Below are 22,325 nucleotides of genomic sequence, written 5' to 3' on the forward strand. Positions count from 1 at the left end.
ACTCCGGCGGCTAACCTAGTGCGGTTACAGCAGTGGCAAGGGCGAATCGGTTCGCCCTTTTTTGCCCCGGCTGCCTCAAGGCAAAAACATCCCGTCGGGGGTGTCCTGTCGGCGGGTGGAGGGTGATGTGCCATCGGCCGCAGATGGGAAAGCCTTCCCTCAGGGGAGCCCCTTTTGGGCAGCGCCGCCGCGCCGTGGCAAGCGTGGCGTATTTATTTGTGCCGGGCCATCGCGAGACAAAACATGTGTCTCGGGATAATGCCATTCATGAGATTGGCGTTGCGGTCTGTTTTGATGCGTTTTTTTGCGGCGCGGGGTCCGTTTTTGCCGGGCGCCGCGTAGGGCAAACAAGGATTCCATGTTCGAACTAATACGCAATCACCGTCGCTGGATGCAGTTCATTCTGCTGATTTTGATCGTGCCGTCGTTTTTCCTGGTCGGCATCCAGGGCTATGACAGCTTTATCAACCGTGAACCGGAGTTGGCCACGGTCGCCGGGCAACCCATTACGCGCGGCGAGTTCGACAATGCGCACCGCAATCAGCTCGAGAATTTCCGCCAACGCCTGGGCAGCCGTTATGACCCCGCACTGGTCGATACGCCGGCTATGCGTGAGCAACTCTTGAACCAGTTGATCGACCAGCGCCTCTTGGCCCAGGTGGCTCAGGACAACCGTTTTTCGGTCTCGGATAGCACGCTGCGCAACACCATCGCTTCTATTCCCCAGGTCCAGGATAACGGCCGTTTCTCGCCTGAGCGCTATCGCCAGGTGTTGGCCAGCCAGGGAATGACGCCTACGATGTACGAGGCCGGCTTGCGCAGCGATCTGGCGATCGGACGCGTGCTGCAGCCCGTGGCGGAGTCCGCTACTGCGCCTGCGGCCGTGACGGCGTCGCTGGAGTCGGCCCTGACCCAGGAACGCACCGTGCAATTGCGCCGCTTTGCGGCTGCTGATTACCGTACTCAGGTATCCGTGTCCCCCGAGGACATCAAGACCTGGTACGACGCCAATCAACAGCAGCTGACGGTTCCTGAGCAAGTCACCGCGCAATACCTGGTGCTGGACGAGGCTGCCGCATCGCAAGACATCCAAGTCAAAGACGAGGACATCACCGGCTATTACGAACAGAACAAGAACCGTTTTGGCCAGCCCGAACGCCGACGCGCCAGCCACATCATGATTCAGGTGGCCGCCGGCGCTTCGGATGCGGATCGCCAGGCGGCTCGTGCCAAGGCTGAGTCGCTGGCCCAGCAGGCCGCCGCCAATCCGGCTGGCTTTGCCGATCTGGCCAAAGCCAACTCGCAGGACGCAGGCTCGGCCCAAAAGGGTGGCGATCTGGGATGGATGGCCTCCGGCATGCTGACCGGCGACCTGAACAAGACCATCTTCAGCCTGAACAAGGACCAGGTGTCCGGGGTTGTCGAGAGCCCGTCGGGCTTTCACGTGATCCAGGTGACCGACATCCAGCCGGCAAGCGCCAAGCCCCTGGCCGAGGTTCGCGACGAGATCGTGGCCGAGATCCGCAAGCAGATCGCGGCGACGCGATTTGCGGAGATGGCGACCAAGCTGACCGAGATCGTCTATGACCAGCGCGACAGCCTGCAGCCTGCCGCCGATGCGCTGGGCCTGAAGATTCGCAGCGTCAGCGGCATTACTCGCCAGGGGCTGCTGCCCGCGGATAAAACTGTCGGTGCGAATCCGGCATCGGCCAGCAGCGATGCGGCCTTGCTGGACAATCCGCGCGTGCGTGAATCCCTGTTCTCGAACGATACGTTGCGTGAAAAGCTGAATTCCGGCGTGATCGAGCTGTCGTCTGACACCTTGCTCGTCGTGCGGGCGGCAGAGGTTCAGCCGCAACACGTTTCGCCGCTGGACAAGGTCACCGACTCCATCCGTGATCGCCTCACCAACGAGCGAGCGGCCGAGGCTGCCCGCAAGGCAGGCGAGGAGGCCCTGAAAACCTGGTCGGCCGATGCGGCCAGCCTGCCCGAGGGCTTTGGCGCCAGCATCACCGTGACGCGCGAACAACCGCAACAGTTGACTGCGCCCGTGTTGCAGGCCGCGATGCGTTTGCCCTCGCAGCCTGTGCCCGCGTATGCAGGCGCTGTCGACGGCAATGATTATGTGGTGGTGCGCCTGGACAAGGTCGAGCCCGGCAAAGTCGAGGCCGCTGACTCCGAGCTCTTTAGCCGGCAACTCAGCGCCGCCTGGGGCGACGCCGAGTCCGCTGCCATCATGAAAATGCTGCGCGAGCAATATCAGGTCAAGATCCTGCCCGAGGCGGCGAATGCGATCAAGGGGTCGGATGACCCCGAATCGGCCGCAGGCTAAGGCTGTTTAGCCGTTTTGCTTGTTGTTTCCAATATGGGCCGCAATGCGGCCCATACGTTTTTAAGCAGGGCAGGTTGCGCTTGCTCATTGGGATGAATGCCATCTGCCTGAAACTGCGTGCGGTCCGTGGCGATGCCTTCCATCAGGAAGGGCGCCAGATGAGCTTGCTCGGATTTGGCGACCGCCGGAAAGATGCTGGCAAAGCGCTGGGTGTAATCCCGGCCATAGTTCGGCGGGATCTGCATGCCCACCAATAGCACCTGGGCCCCGGCTTTTTGCGCGTTCTGTGTCATCGTGCGCAGATTCTGCTCGGTCATCTGTAGCGACAGGCCGCGCAGCGCATCATTCGAGCCCAGTTCGATCACGACAATATCTGGATGATGGCGCTGCAGCAGTGCTGGCAGGCGGGCGAGCCCCCCGCTCGTCGTGTCGCCGCTGATGCTGGCGTTCGCAACCTGATAGTTAGGGTATTGTTCTGACATTCGCTTGGCCAGCAAGTCCACCCAACCGGATCCGCGCGTCAAGCCATACTCGGCCGACAAGCTGTCACCAACGACGAGTAAGGTGTGTGTTGCGGAACCCGCGGCGGGATTGGGGGTCTGAGCGAAGGCTGTCGCGGAAATGGCCAACGCGCCTATGGCAAAACAACGGAAAAGCATACGCATGGATAGTAAGGTCTCGATTGAAGTCTCAGGGCTGGGCAAACAGGTTTCCGATGCCGGGGGTACCTTGTCGATCCTGCAAAATATCGATTTTACGGTGGCTGCCGGCAGCGCTTTGGCGATCACTGGCAGTTCCGGCTCCGGTAAATCTACCTTATTGGGACTGATGGCGGGGTTGGATGTTCCCTCGTCGGGCACGGTCCGGCTGGCGGGACAAGACTTGTTTTCCCTGGACGAGGACGGCCGTGCGCAGTTGCGTGCCCGGCATGTGGGATTCGTGTTCCAGTCTTTTCAGTTGCTGCCCAATCTGACGGCCCTGGAAAATGTCATGTTGCCGCTAGAGCTCGCCGGCCAGCCGGCGCGAGAGGCCGCCCAGAGCATGTTGCAACGCGTCGGCCTGGGAGAACGCCTGCATCACTATCCTCGTACGCTCTCTGGCGGCGAACAGCAGCGCGTGTCATTGGCGCGCGCGTTCGTGGTGCAGCCCGATCTGCTATTTGCCGACGAGCCCACCGGCAGTCTCGATGCCGCGACGGGTGAGACGGTGATAGACCTCATGTTCGATTTGCATCGCGAGCAGGGGACGACGCTGATTCTGGTCACCCATGACCCGCAACTGGCCTCGCGGTGTGGCCAGCAATTGGTGCTATCGGCTGGGCGCATACTCGACGCTTGATGGGCCGCATGGCCTGTCAAGCCTGCCGTACTTGGCGTGCAGTGACCTGACCCCGGCGCCATTCAATCAGCCCCGTCACGATACCGCTGGCGCAGATGATCGCAATCCCGAGCCATGTCAGCGCATCGGGAAAGTGCCCCCACGCCAGCCAACCCACCGTCGTCGCGCTGACGATCTGCAGGTAGACGAATGGCGCCAGCGTTGACGCCGCCGCATTGCGATAGGCCCCGATTTGCAGCAGATGGCCCAACGCGCCTGAGAACCCGGTCGAAATCAGCAGCATCCAATTACCGGGACTCAGATTGCTGAGTACCGGAAGCGCAGTCGGCAGGATCAAGGGCAACATCAGGGTCAGACAGACCGCGCCCACGGCGCCGCTCCAGATCAGCGAGGTGTACGGGTCGTCACCGGCGATGCGGCGCGTGGCGATGTATTGCGCGGTAAAGCAGCAAGCCGTCAACAGGCCGAAGAGCACGCCTAGGGGATGCAGGCCACCGCCCGGGCGGATGATGATCAGCACGCCACAGAATGCGACTGCGGCCGCGACCCAGCGCGACATGCGGGCAGGTTCTTTCAGCACCCAGGGGGCCAGGGCCAAGACCAGCAACGGCGCCAGGAAGTTGATGGCCGTGGCCTCGGCCTGCGGCATATAGCTCAGTGCGGTAAAGAAAGCCGCGGTTGCGCACAGCATCGCGCCGCCACGGATGAGCTGCTCCCGCGGGCGTGTACTGCGCAAAATGCCCATGCCCCGTTTGGGCAACACCAGTCCCAGCACCAGCACCAGATGCACCATATAACGTACCCAGCACAGAAACCACAAGGGTACGCCTGCCTCCATCACCCATTTGCCGCTGGCATCCAGGCACGTGAGCGTCCAGGCCGACAAAATCAACAGGACAATGCCTAACACGGGGCGCGCAGACGGGGCGCGCGGCGCAGAGGGCAATGGCGAAGCTGCCGGTCTGGATCCGGCGGCGGCCCGGTGCATGCGAGTCTCCTTGGTTCTAGTACAGGGCAAACGCAAGCCGGCGCAAGGCCGGCTCGGTAAAACGCAACATAATACGCCTATCCCTAGGAAACGGAGGTGGCGGCTATGATGAGCGGACCATGATCGATCTACGCAACATCGAAACTTTCTTTTGGGTGTCCACGCTGGGCAGTTTTCGGGCGGCGGCGGAGAAACTCAACACCACGCAGCCGGCTATTTCTCAGCGGATCGCCTCGTTGGAAGGCGACCTGGGAGTTCGGCTGTTTGAACGTGACGCCCGGGGTGTGACGCTGACTGGCAAAGGGCAAGAGCTGTTGTCACATGCCGAGCGCATGCTGCAGCTGCGCAGCGATATGTTGCGAGCGGCGCGCGAACAGAACGTGATGCGCGGGCCATTGCGTCTGGGTGTGGCCGAGACCATTGTCCAGACCTGGTTGCCATTACTGATCGAGCACGTGCATGCCGCCTATCCGGCGCTGGTGCTGCAGATCGAGGTCGATACGACATCCGTCCTGCATAGCCACCTGACATCGCGTCAGATTGACCTGGCTTTCTTGATGGGGCCGATCCTCGAGCCGCGGTTCGAGAATCTGCCACTGTGCGCCTATCCGTTGGCGTGGGTGGCCAGCCCGCGTCTGGCGCTGGGGCCAGAGCCGCTGACGCTGGAGCGCATAGGCAAGCTGCCGCTGATTACGTATCCCTCGAGCAGCCGGCCTTATCAAATGGTGCGTGACATGTTGACGCGCGCTGGCGTGCAAGCCCCACGCATGTACGGCAGTGCTTCGCTGTCGATGGTGGTGCGCATGACGCTGGATTGCATCGGCACCAGTGTCATCGCGCCGGTATTTCTGGATAAAGAGCTTGCCAATGGCGAGTTGCGCATCCTGAATGTTCAGGCCGATCCCTTGCCCGATCTGGCCTTTACTGCGACGTGGGTACAAGGACCGGACAGCCATGTGGCCCGCACGATTGCGTTGCTGGCGCAGCAAGCGGCCGAAGGAAAATTGCAGCCGTTGCCGCAGAGCGGGATAGCGGGCTCGTAATTTACCGCACCCCGCAATCGCATCGGGACAACGTACCTGTTGGAGCACTATTGACTACGGCGGTGAGGGCCGGGTTGGATGCTAAATGGGCTAGGGCTTTCCCTGATGCCTTGCGATTGATCAGCTGTTCAGCCGCATTCAACGTCCTGATGCGCTTTGTGGCTACCTGGCGGCAAACCCGCGCCGTTATTGGCTTTGCGCCGATTGGTCTTCTGTTCTGCACAGAGACATAAAGAATATTTATATCTCAGCATCGCAACTTACGATTGGACAGGTTTATGTCCAGCCGGTGGAATGCGTGCGAGAGCAAGGCCGGCTGCAGACAATCTGCGGCGGTCGTTTTGCTGATCGCAGCGCGTCATCGGGTAACGGGGCCTGGCGCGTATCGAATCCCGCCTGCAAGGAGAGCCTCCATGAAGAAGCCGTTGATCACTGCTGCCATCGCCGCAGCGTTGTTGAGCACTGCCGCACATGCTCAGGATCTGCCCAAGACGCATTTGAAAGTCGTCGGTGGCCTGAGCAACCTGACCGCCTACAACGACTACGAAAAACCATTCTGGACCAAGACCATTCCCGAGCTATCCAAAGGCCAGGTGACGGCGGACATCAAAGGCTTTAACGAAATGGGTTTGAAAGGCCCTGAGCTGCTGCGACTGATGTCACAGGGCGTGATCGAATTCGGCACCGCCACGCTGTCTTATTTTGCCAGCGACAATCCGATCAACGAGGCGATCGATCTGGCTGGCCTGGCCCCAGATGTCAAAACCGCGCGTGCGGTGACGAATGCCTTTGAGCCGGTCTATGCCAAGGTCTATGGCGAGGGCGCCAACGTCAAGCTGCTGGGCATCTCGACCTATCCTGGCCAAGTGCTGTTCTGCAATGCCGACATCAAGAGCCTGGCCGATATCAAAGGCAAAAAGGTCCGCACCAGCAGCCGCACGACCGCCGAATTTGTGCAGGCCCTGGGCGGGTCCAGCGTCACCATGGCATTTGGCGAGGTGGTTCCTGCGCTGCAAAACAAGGTCGTGGATTGCGCAATCACCGGCTCGCTGTCCGGCTATTCCGCGAAATGGTACGAGGTGTCCACGCACCTGTATGCCTTGCCCATCAACTGGAATCAGCAGATTCATGCAGTGAACCAAAAAGCCTGGGACAAGCTGGATCCCAAGGTGCAGACGTTCCTGCAGACCAACATCGACAAATTGGTCGACGATATCTGGGACGCCGCTGCCCGTCAGACGCAAGAAGGCTATGACTGCAATACGGGCGCAGCCGCATGTCCGTATCCCGTCAAGGGCAAGATGGTGTTGGTCCAGCCTACGGACGCCGATCGCGAACTGCTGAAGAAAGTCCTGGCTGAAGCCGTGTTGCCGAAATGGGCGGCACGCTGCTCGGCGCAATGCGTCGAGGACTTCAACGCGACCATCGGCAAAGAGCTGGACGTCGTGGCCAAGAAATAATGGCTGATACATGACTACCTCATAGCGCCTGGCGCTCTGGGTAGTCATGTCGTCAAACGATGGTGACACATCGTTTAGATGGCCGCGCTGAACAGGTGCGCCGTCATCGCAATACACGTCGTGCATCGCACGTGAGATGACGCTCGCGTTGATGCGCGGCAACGAAGGCAGATATTTATGACCTCATCCGAACATTTTCGAGCTCTGGGCAAGCTATTGCGCTGTGCAGAGTCCTTTTCGCGAGCGGCCGTCTGGGCTGGAGGCGCGCTCATTCTGGCCAGCGTGCTATTGATTTCATTCGACGTCGTGGCACGCAAGCTCTTTGGCTTTACGACGGGCGGCGCAGACGAGTTGTCCAGCTACGCGTTTGCGATCAGCACGACGTGGGCCTTGGCGTTTGCCACCCTGCAACGCGCCAATGTGCGTGTGGACGTTCTGTATCAGTTCTTCCCGGTACGCGTATCGGCCTTGCTTGACTGGATTGCATTGGTCGCGTTGGGCATTTTCATGGCGTATCTGACGTATTACGCCCTCGAGATCGTGCAGACCTCATGGACCAGCCGTTCCGCTGCGAATACGCCGTTGGCGACTCCGCTTTGGATTCCTCAGGGGTTGTGGTGGCTCGGGCTGGTGTGGATGTGCATCACCGTAGCCCTGATGCTGGTGCGTGCCTCGCTGGCGCTGGTGACGGGTGACATCGCGTTGGTCAAATCCATCTGCGGCGTGCGCTCCACGCGAGAAGAGGCCGAGGAAGAAGCCGCCGCCGGCGAGCGTATGGTGAAAGGGGATGCAGCATGATCACGACTGCTCTGACACTACTGTTGGTGCTCATCGGCATTTCGATTCCGGTCGGTGCGGCGTTGGGCGTGCTGGGTCTGATCCTGGACCCGCTGTATTCGATGCTGCCGCTCACGCGCGCCATGGGAGAAGTCTCCTGGAGCACGAATAACGAATTTCTGCTCGTGGCGATTCCCTTGTTCATCATGTTGGGCGAAATCCTGTTGCGCTCTGGATTTGCCGAACGCATGTATAGCGCGATGAGCCTTTGGCTGTCGTGGTTGCCGGGGGGATTGATGCATGCCAATATCGGTGCATCGACCTTGTTTTCCGCGACCTCCGGGTCCAGTGTGGCCACGGCCGCCACGGTTGGCACGGTCGCGCTGCCGCAGATCAAGAAGTACGGCTATAACGAGCCGCTGTTCTTGGGCAGTCTCGCTGCGGGCGGCACACTGGGGATACTGATTCCGCCGTCGATCAATCTGGTCATCTACGGCGTGTTGACGAACTCGTCCGTGCCCAAGCTGTACTTGGCGGGGATCATCCCGGGCCTAGGTTTGGCGGCACTCTTCATGCTGACTGTCGTGATCGCTTGCGTGATCAAACCGGCGTGGGGTGGGCACAAAATCCATGCGACATGGGGGCAACGCATTGTCAGCCTGACACATCTGGCGCCACCGTTGGGGATTTTTCTATTGGTGGTTGGCTCGATTTATGCAGGCTTGGCCACGCCCACAGAGGCGGCGGCCCTCGGTGTGCTCGGCGCATTGGTGCTCGCAGCGTGCTATGGCCGGCTGACGTTCACCATGTTGCGCGATGCCATCGAAGGCACGATGCGTTCCACCGCGATGATCATGTTGATCGTGATTGCTGCCAGCTTCTTGAATTTCATTCTGGCGGCGACGGGCATCACCGATGCGTTGACCCAGTCCATTACGGGGCTTGGCCTGTCGCCCGGTTGGATGCTGCTGATTGTGGTCGTGTTCTATCTGGTCCTTGGCTGCTTCATGGAAACGCTCTCCATGATGATCACCACCATCCCCATCGTGGCGCCGATCATGATTGCGTTGGGCTACGACCCGATCTGGCTGGGCATCGTCATCATCGTGCTGGTCGAGGCCGCACTGATTACGCCGCCCGTGGGCCTGAATCTATTCGTAGTGCAGAGTCTGCGCAAGAGCGGAAACATGACCGCGGTCATCGTCGGCGCATTGCCGTTTGTATCCGCCATGTTCGTCCTGTTGGCGCTGCTGGCCTTTATTCCAGATCTGGCTCTATGGCTGCCACGCGCATTCGGCTGATGCCGTGGCGATGTATTGAATTTAATCGCAGCCTCGCGGCTGCGCCTTTTCCCCTCCTGGCATGGATGCCGAGGTTTCTCGGAGCAACAAATGAAAGCCGTATTCCAAGTCGAATCCGCTAACGATAATAGCGTCAGCGCAATCGAAGTCGATATTCGCAATCTGGTCGTCGCAGGTTGGGCAGGCCGCGATCGCGCGGCCATCGAGCACCATATCGAAGAACTCGCCGCGATCGGCGTGCCGCGTCCCACCAGCGTACCGCTGTACTACCGCATCGCGGATAATCAATTGACGCAGACTGATCGTATTCAGGCGGTCGGCGACGCCTCGTCAGGCGAAGTCGAGACCTTTGTTTTTGCCCTGGATGGTGAGCTCTACGTCAGTATTGCCTCCGACCATACTGACCGCAAACTCGAGTCGCATAGTGTGGCGTTGTCCAAGCAGGTCTGCGCGAAACCGGTAGGGACGACGGCATGGCGTCTCTCTGATGTCGCCGAGTACTGGGATGAACTTGTGATTCGTTCCCGCATCATCGAGAACGGCGCTGAGGTCGTGTACCAAGAGGGCACACTGGATGCGTTGCGCACGCCTCAGGAGCTGATCGCCGGCTATACCGGTGGCTCAGGTTTGCCCGATGGCACCGGCATGACCTGTGGCACTGTAGGGGCTATCGGCGGCATTCGCGCGTCGACCACATTCATCATGGAACTGTTCGACCCGCGTCGCCAACGGTCGCTGCGTCATCGGTATGATGTAGAGGTATTGCCGGAGGTTGCTTGAGCATGAAATCCGCTTGATTGCATGGCCTGCACCATACAGGTGGGGCGGTACGCTGAACAGCGTCAACATGTAGACCATATCTGGATTTCATCACAGCACCCGGCACCAGATCATCATAGATGCGCCGCCCGGGCGGCCACGAGGACTTTATGCTTTCCACATTGCATGACACCGCTACGGCCTTGCAACAAGGCCGCCTGAGCGCCGTCGAGTTGACCGAAACTGCACTGGCGCGTGCTACCGATCCGGCAGGCGAGGGCGCTAGAGTATTTACGCGCATTTATGCCGAACAGGCCCGCGCAGCGGCGCAGGCCTCCGACACCCTGCGGGCCGCGGGCCTGTCGCGTTCTCCGATCGATGGGCTGCCGATTTCGATCAAGGACCTGTTTGATGTCGCCGGGGAAACGACGCTGGCGGGCTCTGTCGCTTTGCAGGGGGCTCCCGCTGCCGAGGAAAACGCGGTCGTGGTTCAGCGCTTGTTGGCTGCGGGGGCGGTCATCATTGGCCGTACGAACATGGTCGAATTCGCGTACTCAGGCTTAGGCGTCAATCCGCATTACGGTACGCCGCTCAATCCCTGGGACCGCGCTAGCGGCCGTATTCCGGGCGGTTCGTCCTCGGGGGCAGGCGTGTCCGTCGCAGATGGGATGGCCCTGGGTGCGATCGGTTCCGATACCGGCGGCTCGGTACGTATTCCCGCAGCCTTGTGTGGTCTGGCCGGCTTCAAGCCAAGCGCGTGGCGAGTGTCCATGGCTGGCGTGTTGCCTTTATCCGCCAATCTCGATTCCATCGGCCCGTTGGCGCCCACTGTCCGCTGTTGCGCGACTCTGGATGCGATCCTGGCGGGCGACGATATCGACAGCGCGATTCCATCCTGGCAACCCGCCGCTGTGCGTGGCCTGCGTCTGGCGGTGCCAACGACTTTGGCCTTGGATGGTATGGACGCCAGCGTCGCAGCCGCTTTTTCTGCGGCCATCAGCCGGCTATCCGCTGCCGGGGCGCTGGTCGATGAAATCGAGATTCCGGAGTTTGACCAGTTGGCGGCTATCAACGCCAAAGGCGGTTTTACTGCTGCCGAGGCTTGGGCCTGGCATCGTGATTTGATTGCTACTGCAGGCGACCGCTATGATCCGCGCGTGGTTTCACGCATCCGTCGAGGCGAAGGCATGTCCGCGGCCGACTATCTGGACTTGCTGGACGCGCGCGAGGCTTGGGTCGCGGCGGTTGATCACCGCATTGCAGGCTACGATGCCTTGATGATGCCGACCGTGCCTATCACCGCGCCGACCATCGCAGAGGTCACCGCCAGCGACGAGGTCTACTACGCCACAAATGGACTGATTCTGCGTAATCCCACATTGATCAATTTTCTCGATGGTTGTGCAGTATCGGTGCCGTGTCAGCCTGCGGACACCGCGCCCGTTGGGCTCATGATCGCGGGATCTAACGGCGCAGACACTCGAGTCCTGTCCATAGGGATGGCGATCGAAGACCTGTTGCGCTCGTAACGCAACGCCGGCCCTGCTCATTCGGATGCCGGCATTTTTAGAGAGATGGCGGCTCCTTTGCAATCAAGGGAGCGCCGCATAGAATCATGACCTACACTGCTGATACCCATCCTGCCTATCGTGCGCGTCTCGATGCGCGTGACGGCCTGCTGACTGGTCCCACCGCCAATATCGCGCCGGGCTACGTGCAAGCCAACCTGGCGATTTTGCCATCGAACCTGGCTGCGGATTTTCTGCGGTTCTGCCAACGCAATCCCAAGCCCTGTCCTTTGCTGGCGATGTCTGAGCCCGGCAGTCCGGCCTTGCCCGATCTGGGGCATGACATCGACATCCGCAGCGATGTGCCGCGCTATCGCGTCTGGCGCAATGGACAACTGGTTGATGAACCCATCGATGTCCGCGACATATGGCGTGATGACCTGGTGTCTTTTCTGATCGGCTGCTCGTTTTCGTTCGAAGAGGCCATGCTGGATAACGGCTTGCCTGTCCGTCACATCGAGCAGGGTTGCAACGTGCCGATGTATCGCACCTCGATTCCGACGGTGCCCGCGGGGCCTTTCCATGGACAGCTCGTCGTGTCCATGCGCCCACTCAAAGCCGCCGACGCGATCCGTGCCATCCAGGTGACTTCACGATTCCCCTCTGTACATGGCGCGCCTGTGCATTTCGGCGATCCTGCTGAAATTGGCATTATGGACATTAACCGCCCGGACTATGGCGACGCGGTCGAGATCCGCCCGGGCGAGGTGCCTGTGTTTTGGGCCTGCGGCGTTACCCCTCAATCGGTCGTTGCCGCGGTACAGCCGGAGTTCTGCATTACGCATGCGCCGGGGCACATGTTGATTACTGATCTGTTGAACAGCCGGATGGCAGTGCTGTGAATGCCTGGCCAGTTGCGGGCTGCCAATAGCATAGGGGCGAGGCCTATGCTATTGGCGTGGAGACCGTCAGAAGATGTGGCGGAATCCTACTGCGGCGCCTAGTTGGCTGCCGCTGCCTGCGATTTCGTCGCTGGCGGCGTCTTTGACTTTGTTGTAGTCAACGGTCACGTAGATTTGGGAGCGCTTGGACAGGGCATATTCGGCGACGCCGACCAGGGCGTAGCGCTTGCCTTTGTCGCCAGAAACGACGACGTTTTCGCTGCGGTCATAGTAGGCTGCACCGGTCAGGGCCCAACTGGGGGTGGCTTGCCAGGTGACGCCGGCGAAATAGCCGTTGTCCTTGCGGTCCAGGCCTGCGACGGGGTTGCCGCCCATGACGGCATTGACGAATCCGGTTTCGTCCCGGCCGTTGAAGTAGCCGGCAAAGACCTTGGCGGATTCGAACTGGTATGACGCGTTCAGGTTCCAGACGCGTTGGCGATAATCCGAGCTGGTTTCCGAATAGGTCTGCTGATAGGCGCCGCCCACTGCAAATTGGCCAAAGGTATAGCGCAGCGATGCGCCATATTGCGAGCCGACTTTGTGGTCGTCGTAGTCCTCGCCGTTGGCGTAGGAGAGCACCAGCGCCAGGTCGCCCAGCGTGTTGGCGTAGGTGAACATATTGCCCGTGCGCACGCGCGACATGGCTGCGGGCAACCAGGCGTTCTGATCGTAGTTGCCGACGGTCAGGGGATCGAAATGATCGGCCAGCAGGTTGAACATGGGCGTGTTCTGCAGGCCCAGCGTCAGGACACCGAGCGACCCGCCGTCCAGGCCGACGTAGGCCAGGCGGCTGAACGTCTTGTCTGGATCGGAGCCATTCCCGTTCTGCACATTGAAGCCATTCTCCAATCGGAAGAATGCTTTATTCCCGTTGCCGAGGTCCTCGACCCCGCGCAGGCCCCAACGGCTATTGGAGATGGCGCCGTTGGCCAGTCCGATGTGGCTGCCGTCGACCTGGCTGCTGCGATTCAGATATCGAATACTGACATCTGCAATCCCGTACAAGGTCACACTCGATTCGGCGGCGGCTGTTCCCGCAGCCAATCCACTCAGCGCCAGCAACGCCATAGCGGTTTTCTTCATTGTCTCGCTCCCTGAGATCCGACTCGTAGTCGGAATTAAATATGGCCGCCTCACAGCGGATAGATGTGAGACGACCGAGGAATCAGGTCGCAAGTCTATACCGAAAATCGGTCGGCCTGTCCTTTAGCGGGAGAGGGTTTGCCCGGGGGTCGCTTCGAGCGCCTTTAGTTCGCGGATGCGTCGCACTTGGTCGTCAAGTTCCCGCCGTATGTGCTCGACTTCTTCCGCGGGCGCTATACGTTCTATCGCTTGGCGCAGATCCGCTGTCAATTGGGCCAGGCGGTCGACTTCAGCGTTGGCCGCTGGCGGGCTGGCACGTCTTTGGTGGCGGCGCTTGAGGGCGTTGGCGACCCGGTCGCGCAGCGCTATGGCCGCCATCGCCCGCATGGGTTTTTTTAAAAACCGGGGCCATCCGATGACGGCTCCGGCGGCCAGCGCCGTGGTGGAGGCCCATCCGCTGGAGGTTTTTGTCTGATTGGCCACGCGCGCAAAGGCGTCCGCCAGCTCAGCTCTATCGCGCTCCATCTTCGCCAGCAAGGCGTCTTTTTCAGCTTGTGTGGTCGTCTTGGGCATAATGACTCCGGGCGGCGGCGGCATCGAGGCGCACCTGGTGGCTGAGTTCGGAAAAAAGCGCGTTTTTCGGCGCGTTGCGGGCGGCAATGGTCAGCGCGATGAGGGTAATCAGCAACCACGCGCCAGCCACCAACCACGCCACGAGCAGCCGATTATCCGTGTCCCAGAAACTCACGATGGTCGCTACCGATATAAAGGCTAGTGTACCGAGTGCGCAAAACAGCAGCGCCACGCTGCTGATCAATGTAGTGACCAAGGCCGAGCGGTATAGCGACAGCTCCATGCCGGCCAGTTCGAGATAGTCGCCGCTGCGTTCAATGACAAACTCGGCCAGATGGCGTATCCGTTTCAATCGTTCTGAAATCATGGCATCCCCTAGGTTTGGTGGACGTTGCGCTGCAAGTCGCATACCCGGGTAGGCTGCGTCCCATGAGCGAGATACTGCCCAGCCGGGATTTGATATGATTACTGGATAAACATCCAGTTTTTACCAAATGCTGCCCCCGCACCGCTACTACTATCTGCATAACTTTCAGCGTGCGCTGGAGGTCGTGGCCGATCGTTATGCCGATTTGCTCGATGAGGGCGAGCGGGCGTTTTTCGACGATTTTGACCGCTTGCCGCAGATGTCGCGCGCGCTATTCGTGCGCATGGCGATGAGACGGGGACCGTGGTTTCGTGCCAGCCGCCTGGCGTACGAAGAAATTCCCGATCTGCTTGCGGCCGCTGCGCCCTTGGCGGCGTTGGGCTGGCTCGACGCCCGGGCGCCGATGGCGTTGGATGAGCTATTCGATATCTGCACCTTGCCAGAGTTGCGTGGTTTGTTCCCGGCGTCTGTCATGGCAGGGCTGCGCAAGTCGGAATGGCTGGCCGTATTGCGCGAGCGGCATGATGAGGCCCGATCCTACGACCAGTGGTGCCCCGCGTCGCCCGAGCCGGCCTGGCGCTTTATGCTGGGAGATCATTGCGACCGGCTGCGCCTGATGTTTTTCGGTAATCTGCGGCAGGACTGGTCAGAGTTCGTGTTGGCCGATCTGGGGGTGTTCCGCTACGAATCCGTCGCGTTCGACCAGGCGTCGCGTGCATTCCAGACACGCGCCGATATCGACAGGTACCTGGCGCTGCATGCATGCCGCCAGGCGCTGGATACGAACCCTGAGATAGATGATCTGTTGGATGTCGTGCAGTCCTGCGCCAGCACGAACGCCTGGCTGGAGCAACGCCGCGCCAAGGTGCTCTTGCGCATCGGTCACGCCTGTGAGCGCGCGCGGCATTGGGATATGGCCTATCGCGTGTATGAGCAATGTGCTTATCCGGGGGCTCGTCACCGCCGTATTCGAATGCTCGAGCGCATGGAACGCCATGACGACGCGTTAGGACTGGCCCTGCATGCTCGGCAAGCCCCGGAAAGCGAGGCGGAAACCCAGGCTCTGGCGAGAATGCTGCCGCGCCTGCGGCGCAACGCCGGGCTGCCTGCGCTCGCGCGAGCTGCCATCGCGGCTCCGGTACGGCGCGATCTGGCGCTCTTGCGCCCCGTTGAACCGCAGTCTGTGGAGCTTGTCGCACGCGATCATCTGCACTGCGACGCTGCGCCGGTGTATTACGTCGAAAACACGTTGATCAACGCGTTATTTGGCTTGCTGTGTTGGCCAGCCGTTTTCGCGCCATTGCCAGGTGCCTTCTTTCATCCCTTTCAGCGCGAGCCTGCGGACTTGTCTGCGCCGGACTTTGTTTCACGCCGTGCTGATCTATTTGCCGCAGCACTGTCGCAGCTGGAATCGGGCGCTTACCGTGACACGATATGGAGGCACTACACCGAAAAAGCCGGCCTGCAATCGCCTTTTGTGTTCTGGGGAGCGTTATCCGAGCCGTTGTTGCGTCTGGCGTTGGACTGCCTGCCCGCGAATCATCTGAGGCTATTTTTCACGCGGATGCTGCAAGACATCACGCAAAACCGCACGGGCTTGCCCGACCTGATCCGGTTTGTGCCCGGCGAAGAGCGTTATGAACTGATCGAAATCAAGGGGCCAGGCGACAAATTGCAGGACAACCAGATTCGCTGGCTGCAATATTGCGCCGAGCATGGCATTGCGGCGCATGTGTGCCATGTGCAATGGCGCGAGGATGAGGCATGAGCAATTCTTCGGTCGCAACGCGCCCGTGGCATGTATTGACCGATGCAGCCTGCCGGTATGGGGCCCAGGCATGAGTTATTCGGTCGCAGTGCGTGCGCTGTGCGAATTCACCGCCAGGGCAGGGGATCTGGATCTGCGTTTCACGCCCGCGCCGACCGGCCCCGAAGGGGTAGCGGGGCATGCTGCGGTAGTGGATCGTCGCTGCGCGGCCTATGAGTCTGAAATTGCGTTGTCGGGGCAGTACCGCGACCTGTTCGTGCGCGGTCGCGCCGACGGATACGATCCGAGCACGAATCAACTCGAGGAGATCAAGACCTACCGAGGCGAACTGAGGAGTGTGCGCGACAACCATCGTGCACTGCATTGGGCGCAGGCATGCATCTACGGCCACTTGTTTTGCCAGGCGAGAGGCATTAGTCGCCTGCGCGTGGCTGTCGTGTATTTCAATGTGGCTACCGAAGAAGAAACGCTATTTCCTCGCGACTACGACGCGGCCGAACTCCAGGCCTTTTTCGAAGAGCAATGTGCGCGTTTTCAGGCGTGGGCGGCCGCCGAGCTCGCCCATCGCCAGGCGCGCGACCTCGCGTTGGCGCAAATGGATTTCCCGCTGGGTCAATTTCGCGCGGGACAGCGGGAGTTGGCGGTATCGGTATATCGTACGGCCCGTGATGGACGCTGTTTATTGGCGCAGGCATCCACGGGCATCGGCAAGACGCTAGGCACCTTGTTTCCGCTACTCAAGGCCGCACCCGATACGCGCATCGACAAGGTATTCTTCCTCGCGGCCAAGAACGCAGGCAAGGCGATAGCGCAACAGGCGTTGGACCGTCTCAACGAGTCGGCCGCTCAACCCGGATTGCGAGTGCTCGATCTGCAGGCGCGCGATAAGGTCTGCGTATACCCCGACAAGGCCTGTCATGGCGAGTCCTGTCCATTGGCCCGCGGCTTTTATGACCGTTTGCCCGAGGCTCGTGCCGCCGCGTTGACGCATACGCGGTTGGACGGATCAACCGTACGCACCGTCGCTGAGGAACACGGTGTATGTCCGTACTACCTGTCGCAAGAACTCGCGCGTTGGAGCGATGTAGTGCTCGGCGACTATAACTACTACTTCGATAGCAATGCGATTTTGTACGCGCTCGCTCAGGCTCATCAGTGGCGCGTAGCGGTGCTGGTGGACGAAGCGCACAATCTCGTGGACCGCGCGCGTCACATGTACAGCAGTACGCTGTCGCAACCTGCACTCAAGCGAGCACGCCAGGCTGCGCCCAAGGCGCTGCGTAAACCGCTGGATGGCTTGAATCGGGCATGGAATGCGTTAAACCGCAAACAGACCGCCGCGTATCAGCCCTACGACGCCGTCCCCGCTGGCGTGCTCGCCGCGGTACAGAAGGCCACAGCTGCCGTCGCGGAACACCTGGGACAGGCGCCCTTGGCCCAGGATGATCCCCTGTTGCTGTTCTATTTCGAGATGCTGAGCTTTGCCCGATTGGCAGAGCAATTCGGCCCGCACGCGCTGTTCGATGTCACGCGAGATCGGCCCGACGATCCCGCCGTCCAGACGGGTTCATCGACGCTTTGCGTTCGCAATGTCGTGCCCGCGCCGCACTTGGCGTCGCGTTACGCGGCGGCGCACGCAACGGTATTGTTTTCCGCCACACTCAATCCGCAACAGTATTACCGGGACACGCTCGGTCTGCCGGACAGTACCGCCTGGATCGAGGTAGCCGCGCCTTTCCAGCCGGAACAATTGGCCGTGCATGTCGCGGGCAACGTTTCTACCCGCTATCGGGACCGCAAACAGTCATTGCGTCCCATCGTCGACCTGATCGCGACACAATATGCTGAACGCCCAGGCAACTATTTGAGTTTTTTGAGCAGCTTCGAATACCTGGAGCAGGTGGCCGATCTGTTGAGCCAATGCCATCCGCACGTCCCGCTCTGGAAACAAACGCGTGCCATGAACGAAGCCAGCCGGGAGGAATTTTTGGCCCGGTTCACCGAAACGGGCTCTGGCGTCGGGTTTGCCGTGCTGGGCGGCGCATTTTCAGAGGCTGTCGATTTGCCGGGCAAACGGCTGATCGGCGCTTTTATCGCGACACTGGGTCTGCCTCAGGTCAATCCAATCAACGAGCAGATGAAGGCCGCCATGGAAAAACTCTATGGCGGCGGCCAGGGATATGACTACGCCTACTTGTACCCCGGGCTGCAAAAGGTCGTACAGGCCGCTGGCCGCGTGATCCGCAGCGAGCACGATAGTGGCACGGTTTATCTCATCGACGATCGCTATCGCAGGGCGAAGGTGCAGGCGTTATTGCCTGGATGGTGGCAAATCCCTGTCGCACAGGGGCGGGGCGAACGTCGTGAGTAAGCTGCCGGGAAACCCCGCCATCAAGACTCAATAACAGGCATGTCCTAACAGGCACGTCCTAACAGGCATGTCCCAATAAAATTGGCGCCGTCTACCTGTTGCAGACGGCGCCAACTGAACCCACGCGTGTCGATCGTCAGTCCGACATCACAGCTTCATATGCTGCGGCAACCAAGTAGCTATCCCCGGCACTACATACAACGACAGCACCGCCAACGTCATCAAACAGAACATCGGCAGCGACGCCTTGGCAATATAGGGCAGCTCTCGCCCCGTCATCCCCGACAGCACAAAAAGATTGAACCCGACTGGCGGCGTAATCTGCGCCATCTCGACGACAAACACGACAAAAACACCAAACCAGATCAGATCGATTCCAGCCGCCTGCACCGTCGGCAACAGCACCCCCATCGTGAGCACGACGATGGAAATGCCATCCAGAAAGCAACCCAACACGATGAAAAAGACCATCAGCGCCATGATCAATCCGAACTGCGACAGTCCCAGTCCGCCGATCCATTCGGCCAGCGCACGCGGCAGGCCGATATAGCCCATGGACAGCGTCAGGAACTGTGCGCCGGCCAGGATCAATGCGATCATGCAATACAGCCGGGTCGCGCCCATCAGCGATTGCCAAAAGCTGGTTTTGTTCAGCGTCCCCTGTAGTGCCGACAGAATCAACGCGCCCACCACACCAATCGCTGCAGCCTCCGTCGCTGTTGCGACCCCCGCGTAAATTGATCCCAGCACCGCTGCGATCAGCAGCAACACGGGAATCAAATGACGAGATTGATAGAGTTTTTGCCGCAACGTCATGTGCTCGTCCGAGGCGGGCACTTCCTTAGGATTGCGTATGGCCCACCAGGCGATATAGCCCATGAACAGCGCAGCCAGCATGATGCCTGGCACAATGCCTGCGATGAAGAGGCGGGCGATCGAGACATCTGCCGCCACGCCATAGACGATCATGATGATCGAGGGAGGAATCAGCAGCCCCAGTGTGCCCGCACCGGATAGTGTGCCGAGCACCTTGCTCTCGGGATAGCCACGCCGTTTCAACTCGGGGATCGTCATCTTGCCGACCGTCGCGCAAGTTGCGGCCGATGAACCCGATACCGCGGCAAAGATCGCGCAGCCGATCACGTTGGTGTGCAACAGACGGCCAGGCAGGCGATTCAGCCAGGGCGCGAGCCCCTTGAATAGATCCTCTGACAATCGCGTGCGGAACAGGATTTCGCCCATCCACAGAAACAAGGGCAGCGCCGTCAACGTCCAACTCGAGGCTGCGCCCCAGATGGTGACTGCCATTGCATCGCCGGCAGGCCGGCTGGAAAAAATCTCCATGCCGATCCAGGCCGTGCCTGCCAATGTCAGACCTACCCAGACTCCGCAGCCCAGCAGTGCGAAAATAGAGACGACTAATAGGGTAATGACCAGGACTTCATTCATGGGTTTGCTGTGACGTAGGAGCAGGCAGACCGTGCAAGCGGCGGATCAATTCGTCGACCAGCGACACCAGGAACAACACGGTCCCGACAGCCATGCTGATCTGGGGTATCCACAATGGCGTGGCATCGTTGGACGTGGATACATCGTTATAGGTATGCGAGTCCAGCATCAGCTTGATACTGAAGAACGCAAAAGAGGCCGCGAGGAGGGTGCCTGCACACAGCGCAAAAATATCCAGGCGCCGGCTGCCGCGCGCTGCCAGCGAATTCAGCAACAGCGTGACGCGAATGTGTTCACCGTGTTTGAACGTACTGGCTAATGCCAAAAAACCGGCACCGGCCATGAAATAGCCCGCATAGGCGTCCATGCCAGCTACATGCCAATCGATCTGGCGGCCAATGATGGAAATCAGTACTGAAATCAGCACACCTATCATGCACAGGCCGGCCAAGAGGCCGGCCGCGCCGTACAGAGTATCGAGTAAACGGCGCATGGGGATTACATCTTGCGATAGGCTTCGATGATGGCCTTGCCGTCATCGCCGGCACGATCCTCCCATTCCTTGATCATGACTTCGCCGACCTTGTTCAGGCCTGCTTTGAGCTCAGGTGTGGGTTGCACAATAGCCATGCCGTTCTTGGTGAGCTCTTTTTTGTACCACTCGCCTTTTTCCTCGGCGAGCTTCCAGCCGCGCTCTTCGGCTTGAGCGCCGGCTTTTTTCAGCGCCTCCTGGGTTGCCGGATCCAATGCGTCAAAGGCTTTCTTGTTCACCAGGATCGCGTTCTTGGGCAGCCAAGCCTGAGTGTCGTACCATTTTTTGATGTACTCGTAGGTCTTGGTGTCATAGCCGGTCGAGGCCGACGACATATACGAGTCGATCACGCCCGTAGCCATCGCCTGGGACAGCTCGGCAGCCTGGACCGTGACGGGTTGAGCGCCGACCAGTTCCGCGATCTTGGCAGTGACAGGGCTATAGGCGCGCCATTTCAGGCCTTTCAGATCGTCGACGGTTTTCAGGTCACGGTTGGTGAAAATGCCTTGCGGGGGCCAGGCAACCGTAAACAACAGCGTCATGCCTTGCGAGGCCAGTTTCTTTTCCAGATACGGTTTTTGCGTCTGATAAAGTTTGTACGAGGCGTCATAGCCCGTTGCCAGGAAGGGCAAGCCGTCCAGGGCATAAATCGGATCTTCGTTGGCGTAGTTGGTCAGCAGGATTTCGCCAATCTGAGCCTGGTTGCCTTGAACGGCGCGCTTGATCTCGGGCGCCTTATAGAGCGACGCGTTATTGTGGATCGTGATTTTCAGCTTGCCGCCGGAGAGCGACTCCACGTCTTTGGCAAACGTATTCAGGTTTTCGACATGGAAATTGCTGGCAGGATAGGCGCTGGGCAGATCCCACGTGGTTTGAGCCATAGCGCTGGCGCTGAAAGCCAGCACAAAGCTGCCAGCCAGCAAGGGGAGGGTCTTTTTCATCAGAGAGATCCTTCTTCGCATAGAGAGGGCGATGAGCCCGGCGTATCACAGAAACACTGCGAGCAAGCATTGCGGTGCCATAAGCGTTGCAATTCTACGGGGCCAAGAACGCCGATTGCCCCAGGAAACCCCTACATAGGGGAAAGTCCTAGGGTCGTGCTGTGTCAAAATTTACATTTTGGAGGTCCCAGCTTTCATGTCTCTCGAACAGGAACCCGTCGCCAACGGGGTGGAATACCGATTGCTGAATCACGCAGACGTCGCAGCCTTCCGTGTACTGCGCGCGCAGATGCTCGCAGACTCGCCCGAATCGTTCATGAGCAGCCTGGAGGATGAGGCTGTATTGTCAGAGGCGGATTGGTCTGCCCGGGTTGGCCCCAACGACGGCGCCTTGATCATCGGCGCATTTGTCGCAGGCGAGCTCAAAGGCAGTGCGGGCGTATTCAGGCATCGGGGCAAAAAGGCCATGCACAAGGCCACAATATGGGGCGTGTATGTGCATCCTGATCTGAGGGGAAAAGGGGCAGCCAGGGCGTTGATGACGGCGGCTATCGCCCACACCCGCAAACTGCCGGGGATTCGGCAAATCACATTGAACGTGACAGCGTCCAACGCGGCGGCGTTTCAGCTCTATTCAAGCCTGGGCTTTCAACTGTGTGGCGAAGAACCTGATTCGCTATGCATCGATGGCAAACTTTACGCGGACAAACATATGTTCTTGAGACTCGTGGATACCGCGACTGCGCCGGCGCCGTTTCAACGTCAAGCGTAGTGCAACGCGTGCAGCCTTC

General features: G+C 60.0%; 20 protein-coding genes. 12 read left to right on the top strand and 8 right to left on the bottom strand.

Features of this window, described 5'->3' with window-relative positions:
• The first annotated feature begins 358 nt into the window (after positions 1-358).
• Complete coding sequence (locus ACYVIT_RS12420; RefSeq protein ID WP_415804856.1) at positions 359-2,332, top strand: SurA N-terminal domain-containing protein; 1,974 nt, start codon at positions 359-361, stop codon at positions 2,330-2,332.
• Here the strand turns inward: ACYVIT_RS12420 and ACYVIT_RS12425 are convergent.
• The gene (locus tag ACYVIT_RS12425) at positions 2,329-2,997 is read right to left on the bottom strand and encodes an arylesterase (RefSeq protein ID WP_415804857.1); all 669 of its coding nucleotides are present in this window, start codon (positions 2,995-2,997) and stop codon (positions 2,329-2,331) included. The genes ACYVIT_RS12420 and ACYVIT_RS12425 overlap by 4 nt on opposite strands.
• On the opposite strand from ACYVIT_RS12425, the gene ACYVIT_RS12430 reads away from it, so the two are divergent.
• The gene (locus ACYVIT_RS12430; RefSeq protein WP_415804858.1) at positions 2,996-3,670 is read left to right on the top strand and encodes an ABC transporter ATP-binding protein; all 675 of its coding nucleotides are present in this window, start codon (positions 2,996-2,998) and stop codon (positions 3,668-3,670) included. The genes ACYVIT_RS12425 and ACYVIT_RS12430 overlap by 2 nt on opposite strands.
• A 16-nt stretch (positions 3,671-3,686) precedes the next feature.
• On the opposite strand, the gene ACYVIT_RS12435 is transcribed toward ACYVIT_RS12430, so the two are convergent.
• Positions 3,687-4,658: a DMT family transporter gene (locus ACYVIT_RS12435; RefSeq protein WP_415804859.1), complete on the bottom strand. Its 972-nt coding sequence runs from the start codon at positions 4,656-4,658 to the stop codon at positions 3,687-3,689.
• 119 nt (positions 4,659-4,777) lie between these two features.
• Here ACYVIT_RS12435 and ACYVIT_RS12440 point away from each other — a divergent pair, with 119 nt between their 5' ends.
• From ACYVIT_RS12440 to ACYVIT_RS12470, 7 genes are all read left to right on the top strand, one after another.
• The gene (locus tag ACYVIT_RS12440; protein WP_415804860.1) at positions 4,778-5,701 is read left to right on the top strand and encodes a LysR family transcriptional regulator; all 924 of its coding nucleotides are present in this window, start codon (positions 4,778-4,780) and stop codon (positions 5,699-5,701) included.
• 413 nt (positions 5,702-6,114) lie between these two features.
• The gene (locus ACYVIT_RS12445; RefSeq protein WP_415804861.1) at positions 6,115-7,161 is read left to right on the top strand and encodes a TRAP transporter substrate-binding protein; all 1,047 of its coding nucleotides are present in this window, start codon (positions 6,115-6,117) and stop codon (positions 7,159-7,161) included.
• A gap of 177 nt (positions 7,162-7,338) precedes the next feature.
• Positions 7,339-7,959, top strand: coding sequence for a TRAP transporter small permease subunit (locus ACYVIT_RS12450; RefSeq protein ID WP_415804862.1), 621 nt, complete (start codon positions 7,339-7,341; stop codon positions 7,957-7,959).
• Positions 7,956-9,239, top strand: coding sequence for a TRAP transporter large permease (locus tag ACYVIT_RS12455; RefSeq protein WP_415804863.1), 1,284 nt, complete (start codon positions 7,956-7,958; stop codon positions 9,237-9,239). The genes ACYVIT_RS12450 and ACYVIT_RS12455 overlap by 4 nt, the downstream gene beginning before the upstream one ends.
• 90 nt (positions 9,240-9,329) lie before the next feature.
• Positions 9,330-10,019, top strand: a complete 690-nt coding sequence (locus ACYVIT_RS12460) for a DUF2848 domain-containing protein (protein WP_415804864.1) — start codon at positions 9,330-9,332, stop codon at positions 10,017-10,019.
• Positions 10,020-10,168: 149 nt separating this feature from the next.
• Positions 10,169-11,527: an amidase gene (locus ACYVIT_RS12465; RefSeq protein ID WP_415804865.1), complete on the top strand. Its 1,359-nt coding sequence runs from the start codon at positions 10,169-10,171 to the stop codon at positions 11,525-11,527.
• An 86-nt stretch (positions 11,528-11,613) separates the two neighbouring features.
• Positions 11,614-12,408, top strand: coding sequence for a putative hydro-lyase (locus ACYVIT_RS12470; protein ID WP_415804866.1), 795 nt, complete (start codon positions 11,614-11,616; stop codon positions 12,406-12,408).
• Between the two features lie 66 nt (positions 12,409-12,474).
• Here the strand turns inward: ACYVIT_RS12470 and ACYVIT_RS12475 are convergent, their stop codons facing one another.
• The 3 genes from ACYVIT_RS12475 to ACYVIT_RS12485 form a co-directional block, all read right to left on the bottom strand.
• Complete coding sequence (locus ACYVIT_RS12475; protein ID WP_415804867.1) at positions 12,475-13,533, bottom strand: porin; 1,059 nt, start codon at positions 13,531-13,533, stop codon at positions 12,475-12,477.
• Between the two features lie 123 nt (positions 13,534-13,656).
• Positions 13,657-14,106, bottom strand: a complete 450-nt coding sequence (locus ACYVIT_RS12480) for a hypothetical protein (protein ID WP_415804868.1) — start codon at positions 14,104-14,106, stop codon at positions 13,657-13,659.
• On the bottom strand, positions 14,081-14,473 hold the full coding sequence (locus ACYVIT_RS12485; RefSeq protein ID WP_415804869.1) for a phage holin family protein: 393 nt from the start codon (positions 14,471-14,473) through the stop codon (positions 14,081-14,083). The genes ACYVIT_RS12480 and ACYVIT_RS12485 overlap by 26 nt, the downstream gene beginning before the upstream one ends.
• 127 nt (positions 14,474-14,600) lie before the next feature.
• On the opposite strand from ACYVIT_RS12485, the gene ACYVIT_RS12490 reads away from it, so the two are divergent.
• Complete coding sequence (locus ACYVIT_RS12490; protein WP_415804870.1) at positions 14,601-16,241, top strand: VRR-NUC domain-containing protein; 1,641 nt, start codon at positions 14,601-14,603, stop codon at positions 16,239-16,241.
• A gap of 70 nt (positions 16,242-16,311) precedes the next feature.
• The gene (locus ACYVIT_RS12495; protein WP_415804871.1) at positions 16,312-18,612 is read left to right on the top strand and encodes an ATP-dependent DNA helicase; all 2,301 of its coding nucleotides are present in this window, start codon (positions 16,312-16,314) and stop codon (positions 18,610-18,612) included.
• A gap of 147 nt (positions 18,613-18,759) precedes the next feature.
• On the opposite strand, the gene ACYVIT_RS12500 is transcribed toward ACYVIT_RS12495, so the two are convergent.
• The 3 genes from ACYVIT_RS12500 to ACYVIT_RS12510 are packed head-to-tail and all read right to left on the bottom strand — an operon-like array spanning position 18,760 to position 21,534.
• Positions 18,760-20,061: a TRAP transporter large permease gene (locus tag ACYVIT_RS12500; RefSeq protein WP_415804872.1), complete on the bottom strand. Its 1,302-nt coding sequence runs from the start codon at positions 20,059-20,061 to the stop codon at positions 18,760-18,762.
• The gene (locus ACYVIT_RS12505) at positions 20,054-20,554 is read right to left on the bottom strand and encodes a TRAP transporter small permease (RefSeq protein ID WP_415804873.1); all 501 of its coding nucleotides are present in this window, start codon (positions 20,552-20,554) and stop codon (positions 20,054-20,056) included. Before ACYVIT_RS12505 ends, ACYVIT_RS12500 begins: the two co-directional genes overlap by 8 nt.
• Positions 20,555-20,559: 5 nt before the next feature.
• The gene (locus tag ACYVIT_RS12510; RefSeq protein WP_415804874.1) at positions 20,560-21,534 is read right to left on the bottom strand and encodes a TRAP transporter substrate-binding protein; all 975 of its coding nucleotides are present in this window, start codon (positions 21,532-21,534) and stop codon (positions 20,560-20,562) included.
• A 196-nt stretch (positions 21,535-21,730) separates the two neighbouring features.
• On the opposite strand from ACYVIT_RS12510, the gene ACYVIT_RS12515 reads away from it, so the two are divergent.
• The gene (locus ACYVIT_RS12515) at positions 21,731-22,306 is read left to right on the top strand and encodes a GNAT family N-acetyltransferase (protein ID WP_415804875.1); all 576 of its coding nucleotides are present in this window, start codon (positions 21,731-21,733) and stop codon (positions 22,304-22,306) included.
• The last annotated feature ends 19 nt before the right edge of the window (positions 22,307-22,325 follow it).

The sequence above is a fragment of the Bordetella muralis genome (genome assembly GCF_054781015.1).